The sequence below is a fragment of the Sporomusa intestinalis genome, assembly GCF_055383785.1.
In genome coordinates this window covers 5,199,470-5,211,155 of the sequence record NZ_AP042390.1, presented here as the reverse complement: position 1 = coordinate 5,211,155, position 11,686 = coordinate 5,199,470, and the positions used below count along the sequence as shown (strand labels likewise).

Genomic DNA, 11,686 nt, shown 5'->3' with positions numbered 1-11,686 from the left:
GAGGGATAACCTTGAATAAAAAAAGCCGGGCCCGCTGCGCGGTCGCCGCCTTGTTGACAGCCAATATGTTTGCCCTGTGGAGCGGGGCGCTGGCGGCTGAGGATACCGCCAAAACACGGGATATCGTCGTCGAGGCGGATGCCGCCAGGGAGGAAGCCAAATACGAATCCCAAAGCACCACCATCATCACCAAGGAGGATATTGAGCGCAAACAGGCCAAAAGCGTCGAAGATATCATCTTCGATGAAACCGGTGTAACCCGGACGGTAGACGCGATGGGACGGGTCGGCATTTCCATCCGGGGCGCCGAACCGCGGCATACGCTGATCTTAGTGGATGGCCAGCCGGTCATGGGCGACTTGGCTAAATACCAGGGCGCGGCCGACGAGGTCATGCGGCTGGGGACGGAGAATGTGGAACGCATCGAAATCATCCGGGGCGCGGCATCAGCGAAGTATGGCGCCGACGCGATTGGCGGGGTCGTCAATATCATTACTCGCAAGGCAGCGTCTAAACCGGGCTTGCAGGTCAATGCCGAAGGACGGCGAATCAGCGGCGACGGGGATATATTTCCCTATCAGAATATCTTCCTGCGCGCCGATACCGGCGAAGTAGGAAAATTCCGGGTAGGATTATATGGCAGCAAGCGGGAGATCATGCCGGTCTATGGGACTACGTATTTCGGCGGACTGGGCGGCGGCGAGAATGTCCGGAACTCCCTGCGCTACTATGGCGATATCAAGAATATCGGCTTGATCGGCAGCTATGAGATCGATGACCGGAACAAGCTCGAATTCAATGTCGAGCGGCTGAATGAGGATCTGGAACGGTATGTCAAGCATTCGGACTCCGGCATGGAGCCGCAGCAGCATTTTAAACGGGAGATGGACCGGAATACGTACCGGCTGTCGTACAGCGGGAATAACGGCGGCAATACGGATTGGAAAATCGGCCTGGACTACGCGAAGCTGAATGAGGACGACCTCACGCTGTCCTCCAGGTACAGCAATTCGCAATACGAAGGGAAGAACACCTTAAACTATATCGATGATATCGAGCATAAGCAATGGAACCTCAAAGCGTCGGCCAATACGCAGGTCAATGACAGGCACCTTTTGACTTATGGTTTTGGTTATATCAAGGAAACCGGCGAAGGAAGCCGGCTGAAAAGCGCGCCGGATACCTATACGCGCTACATCGACCCCTGGGATTATGACAAGAACCTCTATACCAAAGGGGGAACCGGGGCGCCCTCCTCCAACGTGCATGATTACGAGCTGGTGCGAAATGAAGCCGGCGTACCGTACTATGACCAGGACTATGAATGGTACGGCGCCCGTGACGACAATGGAGAAAATATCATTCCCCCTTTTACGTACCAGGATTTCCTAAAATACACTGCGTATGCAACAGGCGCCCCGGCGGAAGTAGTGGCCAGGCGGGACGCGTTTGCCCTGCAGCTGAAAGCGGAAAATCCATCGCTTACTCTTAGCAATGCCTCCGCAATTAACCATTATTACGCCGATTGGTATCGGGACGCCACTTATAACGGGAAGACGTTTCAGGAAGAATACAACAGCCGGCAGAATCGCCAGCAGGTAGGCCGGGCGGAAATCAAAAAGCAGCACTTTTTCCTGCAGGATACCTGGCAGGTGGACGCCGATACGATCCTCGCCCCTATTTTCCGCGTCGACCACAGCAACCTGTTCGGCACGAACGCTACTTTCAACATGGGGCTGACGCATAATATCAACGGGAATGCCAACCGCCGCTTTAAAGCCAACATCGGCACCGGTTATACGGAACCGGGCATGGGCGAGCTCTATTACAACTGGGAAATGTATGCGGGCATGCCGGTTGATATTTTTAAAGGGAAGCTGGGTTATTACTGGGTCGGCAATCCTGATCTGAAACCGGAAAAGTCGGTGAATTTCGATATCGGGATTGAGGGGGAAAACAGGAATACGTCGGCTCGCTTCAATGTCTTCCACAATCGTATCGATGATTATATGTCAACGTATTTCACCGGCTATTTAATGGATTTTGGACCCACCGATTCTGAAGGCTGGAAATGGCTTATGCCGCCGGATATGATCTACAGCTTCAAGAATATCGGCAAGGCGGAAATCACCGGCGCCGAAGCTGAAGTGTCGCAGAAGTTTGACGAGCACTGGACCGGAAAACTGGGCTATACCTATCTCTACGCCCTGAATAAAAGCGATCCCGATATGCCGCGCCGGCTCTTAGACAAGCCGCAGCACAAGGTCGATATCGGCGTCACCTATGAAAACCGGAAGGGCGGCTGGCGCTCTTCCCTGTGGGGCAATTATTACATCAATATGCTCGACAGCAACAGCGTGGCCAATAACGGCAATTACCTGGAGTATGACGAAAATGGCGACCTGAAGTATAATTTTGCCGAAGGGGGCAAACAGACCTATGAAAAGAAAACCTTCGGCCTTTGGAATTTATTGATCCAAAAAGACTTGTCGAAAGATTCGCTGGCCTACTTCGGCATCGACAACCTGTTTAATCATCGCGATGACGACCGGGCCTTCCAGGAACGGGTCTATAAAATTGGCCTGAATATGAAGTTTGGCGCTGCTGCGGGCAGTAAGAAGGAAGAGGACAGCCAAACAGACAGCGCCGCAACCGACGCACCGGCAGCAACGCCGGCAGCGGAGAACTGGTTTATCGAGAAACCATTTGACGCCAATAAAAAAGAAGGCGTAGAGCTGATCGGCGACTATCAGGCCCGCTGGAACGCCAATACCGGCAAGAATAAACCGGCAGCGCGAGAAACGGCGGCCGCCAGTGTGGGCGACGCGGAAAAAAATATCTTTGAAAAAGCGGATCACGGCTTTGAGCAGCGGCTGCGGGTCGGTATTGACGCCCGTATCGGCGATAAAACGAATGTCACCGTCCTCGGCAGCGCCGGCGGCATGAGCGGCGTGGATACCGCCTATGATGTCTCCGGCTCCAAAGGCCTGAACGAGCAGCGGCTGGAAAAAGCGGAAGTCACGCGGAATGTGAAGAAGTGGGACTTTACGGCCGGCCGCCTGACGGAGGCGCTGGGGGTTACGGGCTACTGGTTTGACCAGGAATATGACGGCGGCCGGGCCGTGTGGACGAACAAGCAGACCCAGGTGCGGATCGGCTACGGCGATTTCAGCCATAGCACCGGGATAACGGATTCGGCTTATACCCATGCGACCCATCAAGTCTTTTTCCGGGCGCCCACCAGAACGGAATGGCTGGGATATGACACAAACGACTATCCCGAGGAGGGCGCCCCTTACAAAGATAAGGTGGTCAGCGTAGACGGCTATCAGGGACTGTACCAGAAGCTGGCTCAGGCAGCCAGCCTGGAGGAACAGCAGCAGATTATCAATCAGTATTTGGAAGTCATCAAGCAAGACGACCCGGCTGCCTATGACACAATTACCTCTATGCAGATGAACCCTTCTATCAATACGTTTGCCTGGCAGAAAGTTACCGTTACGGCTGAGGGGACAGGAGAAAAGTTAGGCGAGTATATTGTCATGGTAAATCCCTCTGGGAATAATTCATTTAGGACGACAGAGAGGGTTTCCTATGCCGACTTTTTTGATCAGGAAGCCTTGGAAGCGGCTGCGGCAGGGACATGGGACAAGATCGAACCGTCTTTGGAAGCAAGCGGGGTAACCAGAGAATGGATCGGTTTCAATAATTCGGTTTTTCTGTCAGAAGGCTATTATAATTTTACCACTACCTTCTTAGGCTACGGCGAATACACCGGCGATGAAGTTTTCCGGGAACTGGCTGTTCGTGACTGGGCTATTCCTGTGGATGAATTCGACGCAAGTGCTTTTACGGTACTTACGAAAGACGAAGCGAAGGCCAAGGCCATTACTTCCTTATGGGACAGCCAGAATACTTTTAAGCAGTTATGGACCAGGGTAAACTACTCACCATCAATAGGCGGGTTCCCGGAGGGACGAATTATGGGGGCCGATGTAGGAGTGACGGTTCGTAATATTATTTCTAACATGGCGAATGTGGTGACCTGGGGGCCGGAAGACCGCAGCTCCCTGCCGCTGGAGTTGCTGGAACAGCTTGAGGGAAAAGTGATTCGGGTGTCGGGAACCGTCTTAGTGCAGGACCGGATCCCGGCGATCCATAAGGCCGCCTTTGTCCAGGCCAAACAGCAGCTCGGCGCTAATCTGGGTCTTCAGGCCTGGTATTTGCGTTCGGTCAATGATAAGCAGCACGGCATAGCGGTGGCCAATGGCGATACGAATGACGTATATGACTTTGATCAGCTGGCCAATGTCGTCGGCGTGGGCGCCAAATGGAAGCTCAATGAGCAAATCACTTTCTCCTATGACCTGGGGCGGAACCTGACGGATTTTGGCCGGTTTATGAATGGCAAAACGCTGTATAACCATACCGCAGGCACATCGGACTTTGCGCTGGCCGGACGCCAAGCGGGCGGCACGCCGCGGTTCTGGGTAGCCCGGGTGGATATCGGCCGCAGCGATACGGATCAGCCGGGCAGCTGGAATGCCTTTGCCGATTACAAGCACTTTGAGCATGGTTCGTTCTTTGGCGGCAACGGCACCGAAGGGGTACCGGACCGCTATCTGGACGGTATCCGCAGCTTTACGCTGGGAGCCGGCTATGTCCCGGCCAAAGACTTCCTACTGGAAGCGTTCTATACCTTTGACGCGAAAGGCACGGGAAAACGGGATACGCTGTATGGCTCAGAAAATTTCAAACTGGGAGATTATACGAGAGTGCAATTGACGCGCAAGTTTTAAGGAGGCGGCCGTTTAAACAGATAAGCCCAGTCTGTTTAAATAACTATTGACAATGATTCTCAGTGATTGTATAATAAATATTAGAAAAAAGTACTAACTTTAAAAATAGTAATGCACTGCCTGATAATCTAAATCAGGTGAGCGCAAGGTTTAAAAGAGAGCTAGGAGCTCCGTTGCGTAAATATATCACGCTCGGAGTTTTTCTTTTTTTCTCAGGCAAAACAAAGGAGTGTGGACTGGATGCTTGGCTATGATAGGATTGTGCAGGACTCATGGCATGAGCCGCAGACGGAATTGCGCCCTGTCCGGTGCGCTTTCTGCAATTGCATGCTGTTTCGCGGCGCAGTGGAAAAAATCGAGATTAAATGCCCTAAATGCGCCGCTATTCAGGTTTTGCAACGCAACGGCGACGGCTGGATCAGTGAACGCAGTGTGCCGCGCAACCGGTTGGTCAGGCTGGGTTGCACCCGGGCGCGCATGGTGACCGACAGTGCCGGGCGGCTTGTGGCCATTCCGGACCGGCCGCAGCGTGTCATTACTTTAAATTCATCCAACCTGGGGCTGTACGTGGCAACCGGCGGCAGGCCGGTCGGCAGGGGCACCGGCGGTATGGTGCCGGCCAGGCTGAAGGATGAAATTAAAAAAATTCCCACAGTAGGCCTGCCGCCCAACCCTAATTTAGAACGCATTATGGCGATAAAACCGGATTTAGTCATCGGCATGGCTTTTCCGGCCCATCAGTCGCTGGCAGTTGTGCTGGAAAGAAAAGGTATCCCGACCATTTTGCAGACCTATGACCGTTATGCCGATGTCCTGGAAGCTTTGCATTTTTACGGAGAGCTAAACGGCAACGAGGAACTTGCCGATAAAAAAATCACTGCTATCGAAAAACAGCGGTGGCGGCTGATCGAACAGGCCGGCGGGCGGCCTTCGCCCAGGGTGCTTATCGTCTGGGCGATCGACGACGGACTATATGCAGCGCTTTCCACAAGCTTTATCGGTGACATGGTGAAACGGCTGGGGGGAGTGAACATGTCTGATCTGCTGGCGCCGATGGAGAAAAAATTAGCCTATGCGCCGCTGGATTTCCAAGCCATTGCTGCCGTTCAGCCTGATGTCATTTTATTCATTGACCACCGCTTTGGCGAGATGGCGAATAAAGGGCTGCAGGTACTGCAAAATCCCCTGTGGCAAAGGCTGGACGCCGTCCGGCAAAACCGAGTATATCAGCTCCCTTATTCTCTGTTCGCCGTCAATCCCGGCGCGCAGATTGAGCAAGCTTTGAGCGTCCTGGCAGGTTTTCTTTATAGAAAATAGAATGGATGATTATAGCACAAGAGGAAAGGAATGATTTTATATGCAATATATTGTTTTGTATTCATCACGGACAGGGAATACCAAAAAAATAGCGGAGGCCATCAGCAGCGTTCTGCCGGTGGCAACTCCCTGTCTGCCAGTTGGGGAAGCGCCGGCTGATTTAAATGCTTATGATTGCGTGTTTGCCGGGTTCTGGGTTGACCGGGGCTCGGCCGATCCCGAGGCGCAGCAACTGCTGCGGCGCCTGGAACATCCACGTGTTGCCCTGTTTGCGACATTAGGGGCAGATCCCCGGTCGGAGCATGCGGCCGACAGCCTGCGCAACGCAGCGGCGCTGCGCCCCGGCGGCCAGCCGCCGGTGCATAGCTTTATCTGTCAGGGAAAAGTTGACCCGCAGTTGATCGAGCAAATGAAAAAAATGTTTCCTGCCGGCCATCCCCATGCGGTGGATGAAAAACGGGAAGCATTGCATAAGGAAGCGAGCAAGCATCCGGATGAAGCTGATCTGGCGGCGGCGAAAGCGTTCGCAACCGAGACCGTTAAACGGCTGGAGAACCGGCGATGATGAAACTGCAAGACCTATTTCAGACACTCTCGGCGGCAGAACAAGCGCTCCAGCTGGGGTATGAGAAGGCCGACCCGCTGACAGGCGCTTTTTCTCAGAAGCGGGTAGTCCATGCGGGGTTGCAGGGCTGTCCCGTGCCGGCCGGTCAAGCGCAGGCGATCTGGCACCAGGTTATGGAACGGCCGCCGGCTGAAAAAACAGAAAGGTCAGCCTATATTCATATACCTTTTTGCCAGACAAAATGCCTGTACTGCGGGTTTTTTCAAAATGCAGCCAATCAGGCGGCGGAAGACCGCTATATCGATTGCCTGATCCGGGAACTGGAGGCCGACGCCGGTCAGCCCTATCTGCAAGCGGGCCCGGTACATGCCGTTTTTATCGGCGGCGGTACGCCTACCTCGTTGTCGCCTCACAATGCCCGGCGGCTGCTGCAGGCTATCCAGCGCTGTCTGCCCCTGGCCAACGACTATGAACTGACGCTGGAAGGACGCTGTCATGACCTGATACCGGCCAAGATGGATGTCTGGCTGGAAAACGGTGTAAATCGGGTGTCCCTGGGCGTGCAGTCGTTTCATACGCAGATTCGCCGCCAGCTGGGAAGAGTCGACGACCAGGAAACGGTACTCCGGCGGTTGGCCGCGTTAAAGGCTTATCAACAATGTTCTGTCATCGTCGATCTGATCTATGGTCTGCCTGATCAGGACCTTACGGTCTGGGAGGAGGATTTGCGGATATTGGCTGATTCGGCGGTCGACGGCATGGATTTATACCAACTTAACGTATTTGAAGGCAGTGATTTGGATCAGCGGATCCTGGCCGGGACAATGTCCCCGGCGGCCAGCACCGCCCAACAGGCGCGGATGTTTGCTTTTGCCCAGGAATTCGTAGCGAAGCGGAATTTTTCCCGGCTTAGCGTTTGCCATTGGCAGCGAAATAACCGGGAACGCAGCCTGTATAATACGCTGGCGAAACGGGGGGGCGTCATATTCCCGTTTGGCTGCGGCGCCGGCGGCAATGCCGGCGGTTATACGACCATGCTGCACCGGGCGCTGCAACCTTATGAAAACATGGTCATGGGCGGGCTTAAGCCTTTCATGGTCCTGATCGCGCAAGGGCCGCTGCAGTCAGTGATTAACAGCATATTGGACCAGCTGGAGCGGGGGTTCCTGGATTTACAGCCGCTGATCAAGGCCGATGAACGGCTGGCTGAGTTGCAATGGCTCTATGATCTGTGGGAACAAAGAGGGCTTGTGGATTACGACGGCGTCATCTACCGCTTGACCGTGGCCGGCCAGTTCTGGCAGGTAAATATTGCCCAGACTACATTGGAATGCGTGCAGGCGATCGTAACCCAGGAACACAGCATCGCCGTGCAGGGAGTCGCGGCGCAGGACGGAAAGGCGCGGCCGCCGGGAACCAAGGTTATGGCGCCAGGGCATCCGGCAATGGAGCTGAATCCGATACCAGGCCGGAAAAAACTAGCGTCCGGTAATTCCTCCTGTTAATGCGCTTGCTAACGCTCCCTGCCGCCGGACCGTCAGCATGCTAACGTGAACCGTTTACCCATATCTCAGGATGCCAGGGAGGCCAAAAGGCAGTCCCTGGTATTTCCTCTGCCAGATAAAGCCGGCTGTTTTCGCAGCCTAATCCACGGCAAAATTGGCTATGCAGGGAGGGGAGGAAAATGCCGCCGTCAGTAATGACTGCAATCGGTATTTTATGGATAGTTTTAGGATTGTTTTCTTATTATGTAAGAATAAAGAAAAACTTTTTTTGGGGTTACCGGACAGCCCGGTCTATGGCGAGTGAGGAAACCTGGGTATACGCCAACCGTACCTTTGGTAAATTCCTTGGCATCGCCGGGGCAGTAAATGTATTATTGGGTGTTGGCGGAACCTTAACTGCCTATGGGCAGCAAAATCATCCACTCATTTATGGCATAAATTTTCTGGTTTTTATCGTCGGCACAATGTTAAGTATTTATGTGACAGAACGATATTTAATCCAAAAATATAATAATAAATAGGTTCGGAACAAATGCGCGCCAGGTACAGGGCACTCTGTAAACCTGGTGCTTTTTTTGCTGCTGTGGGGATGCGGAACAAGCAAAACTTCGCAATCTTCGTGCGCCCTTTAGCAGTGGGCTGTGGCTGGAATCCCTTTTTCCTGTTGCCCAATGCTGCGTGGTTTTGGCAACAGGATTTTTCCCCACTATGCCGAAACTATTATCAGAGACAAGACTTGGTTATTTGGCAATATAAGGAGGGATATTTTTGAAAAGCGATTTCACCTGCCTGTTTGCCGGCGAAGCCGGCTACGGGGTCATGAGCGCAGGCTCGACTGTGGCCAAGGCGGCCGGGCGTAATAACCTGTGGGCTTTTGTTGTCAATGAGTATCCGTCGCTGATTAAAGGCGGCCTGAACACCTGCCTGGTCCGCCTGGCGGCTGCGCCGCTGCAGGCCCATGAAGAGTTGCTTGATTGCCTGGCTGTGCTGTCGCAAGCGGGGCTGGAACAAAATTACTGCCGTGTGCGGCCGGGCGGTTTGCTGATCGCCGACGCCTCGCTCACTATCGACAGCAGCCAACTGGCCGCTGGCGTGCGGGTTTACCAGCTGCCTCTGCTGCAAAAGGGCAGCGGCGATGTAGCCAAAATTATGTCCAACAGTGCGATGCTGGGGGCATTTTGCGCACTCAGCGGCTTTCCCGCTGACCTGATTGAAGCGGTGCTGGCCGGCGAATTTAAACCGGAGGTGTTTGAGAAGAACCGGCTTTTGCTGCAGGCAACCTATGCGCTGGCCGCGCAGCAGGCCGCTGCCGCCGTGTTTCCCCTACCGTTTTCTGAGCCGCCGGCCAGGCGGATGCTGATCAACGGCAATGACGCGATCGCCATGGGCGCGTTGCAAGCAGGCTGCAAGTTTGCCGCCGGCTATCCGATGACGCCCGGCTCCAGCGTGCTGACCTATCTTGCCGACCACGGCCCGGCTTTCGGGCTGATATTTAAGCAGGCAGAGGATGAAATCGCGGCCATCAACATGCTGATCGGCGCCGGCTTTGCCGGTGCGCGGGCGATCGGCGCCACCAGCGGCGGCGGCTTCTCGTTGATGGTGGAGGCCCTTGGCTTTGCCGCGCTGGCGGAAGTGCCGCTGGTAATGGTCAACGCCCAGCGGGGCGGCCCCAGTACCGGCCAGCCGACGCGCACGGCGCAGGCCGACCTGGCGTTTGTCCTGAATGCGTCGCAGGGCGAGTTTTTGCGAATCGTGGTTGCTCCCGGCGACATCGAAGAGTGCTTTTTTGAAACCTTCCGGGCTTTTAATCTGGCGGAGAAATATCAATTGCCGGTCATTATCCTGACCGATAAATATCTGGCCGATTCGGCGGCGACCCACCCTTTCTTTAACACGGCGGGACTGGCGATCGAACGCGGCAAGCTGGCCGACCCAGACTGGCTGGCGGCGCATCAGCCTTACAAACGTTATGAATTTACTGCTGACGGCGTGTCGGCCCGCGCCCTGCCGGGAACAGGCGGCGGCCGCCATATCGCCACCAGCTACACCCATGGCGAGGACGGCTTCTATAGTTCCGGCAACCGCGAGTATGCCGGCAGGGAACCGGAAGTCACCGTTAAGGCCCTTGACAAGCTGTTTGACAAGGAGCCCCATATTCTGGCCGAACTGGAGGCTGTCAGGCTGTACGGGCCGGAGACGGCCGATCTGACGCTGGTCGTCTGGGGCTCAACCAAAGGCGCGGCCCTGGCAGCGATGGCCCTGGCACAAGCGGCCGGCCTCAGCGTCAATGTCCTGCAAATCATCTATTTGTCGCCCTTCCCGGCAGCGGCAGTGGCGGAGATCCTCGGCCGCAGCCGGCAAACGCTGCTGGTGGAAGGCAATAAAACGGCTCAGCTCGGCGGGCTGGTACGCATGCATACCGGCCTTCATCTCGCCAACCGCTATCTGAAATATGATTCGCGGGCTTTTACGCCGTCGCAGATATTGCTGAAAATCAAGGAGGTGTTGGCATGAGTGCCTATGATGCTAATCTTGACTATGTTCCCACCTGGTGTCCGGGCTGCGGCAACTTTGGCATTATTAATTCCCTGAAAAAAGCGTTTGCCGTGCTGGAACTGGATCTTGAGCAGACCGTTCTGGTTAATGGTATCGGCTGCTCCAGCAAAATCGGCCAGTATATTAACTGCTACCGTATCGAAACCCTGCACGGCCGCACTCTGCCGGTGGCTACCGGCGTCAAGCTGGCCAATCACGGCCTGACCGTTATTACCGAAGGCGGCGACGGCGACGGCATGGGCCTGGGGATGGGCCATTTTGTTCATACAGCCAGGCGCAACCTGGATATTAGTTATTTTATTCATAATAATCAGGTGTACGGACTGACCAAGGGACAAACATCACCGACCAGCGAGCCGGGCATGTTCACTAAGTTCACGCCGCCGCCACTGGGCAATGTCGAGCGGCCGGTCAATATCGTCGACATGGCGATCAGCCTGGGCGCCAGCTTTGTCGCCCGCGCCTACACTGGCAATATGAATCATCTGACCGACATGCTGGTCCAGGCGATCCGCCACCGGGGTTTTGCTGTGGTCGATATCCTGCAGCCCTGCGTATCCTTTAACGCTGTTAATACCTATGCCTGGTATCAGCAGCGGGTCCGCACCATTGCCGGCGATCATGATCCGTCAGACCGTGAGCAGGCGAAGGCGCTGGCCGGGGTATGGGGCGAGGAAATTCCTGTTGGCGTGTTCTTGCGGGAGGAACGGCCTACCTTTGCCGACTCGCTGCCGCAGCTTAAAGACGGTCCCCTGACGGCGCAGCCGCTGACCGGCACCGACATCAGCAGCCTGATGGAGGAGCTGGCGTAAACAAACGGCGAATTCGGCGCCCAAGCCGGCCAGGGATTGCGCGAAAAAAAAATTTTTGCTAATGGATAATCCAGGTTGTTTGCTTAGCGTGCAGCAACCTGGATTTATTTATTGGCCATCATTCGCTAGCAC

7 protein-coding genes are annotated in these 11,686 nt (G+C 54.9%); all 7 read left to right on the top strand.

Features of this window, described 5'->3' with window-relative positions; translation table 11 throughout:
• Positions 1-65 precede the first annotated feature (65 nt).
• The 7 genes from ACZ481_RS24205 (at position 66) to ACZ481_RS24175 (ending at position 11,554) form a co-directional block, all read left to right on the top strand.
• Positions 66-4,799: a TonB-dependent receptor plug domain-containing protein gene (locus tag ACZ481_RS24205; protein WP_464770687.1), complete on the top strand. Its 4,734-nt coding sequence runs from the start codon at positions 66-68 to the stop codon at positions 4,797-4,799.
• 240 nt (positions 4,800-5,039) lie between these two features.
• Positions 5,040-6,116, top strand: coding sequence for an ABC transporter substrate-binding protein (locus ACZ481_RS24200; protein WP_464767902.1), 1,077 nt, complete (start codon positions 5,040-5,042; stop codon positions 6,114-6,116).
• A 40-nt stretch (positions 6,117-6,156) separates the two neighbouring features.
• The gene (locus ACZ481_RS24195) at positions 6,157-6,681 is read left to right on the top strand and encodes a flavodoxin family protein (RefSeq protein WP_464767901.1); all 525 of its coding nucleotides are present in this window, start codon (positions 6,157-6,159) and stop codon (positions 6,679-6,681) included.
• Complete coding sequence (hutW, locus tag ACZ481_RS24190; RefSeq protein ID WP_464767900.1) at positions 6,678-8,186, top strand: heme anaerobic degradation radical SAM methyltransferase ChuW/HutW; 1,509 nt, start codon at positions 6,678-6,680, stop codon at positions 8,184-8,186. The genes ACZ481_RS24195 and hutW overlap by 4 nt, the downstream gene beginning before the upstream one ends.
• A 179-nt stretch (positions 8,187-8,365) precedes the next feature.
• Complete coding sequence (locus ACZ481_RS24185) at positions 8,366-8,707, top strand: SdpI family protein (protein ID WP_464767899.1); 342 nt, start codon at positions 8,366-8,368, stop codon at positions 8,705-8,707.
• Between the two features lie 247 nt (positions 8,708-8,954).
• Positions 8,955-10,700, top strand: a complete 1,746-nt coding sequence (locus ACZ481_RS24180) for a 2-oxoacid:acceptor oxidoreductase subunit alpha (protein ID WP_464767898.1) — start codon at positions 8,955-8,957, stop codon at positions 10,698-10,700.
• On the top strand, positions 10,697-11,554 hold the full coding sequence (locus ACZ481_RS24175; RefSeq protein ID WP_464767897.1) for a thiamine pyrophosphate-dependent enzyme: 858 nt from the start codon (positions 10,697-10,699) through the stop codon (positions 11,552-11,554). The genes ACZ481_RS24180 and ACZ481_RS24175 overlap by 4 nt, the downstream gene beginning before the upstream one ends.
• Positions 11,555-11,686 lie beyond the last annotated feature (132 nt).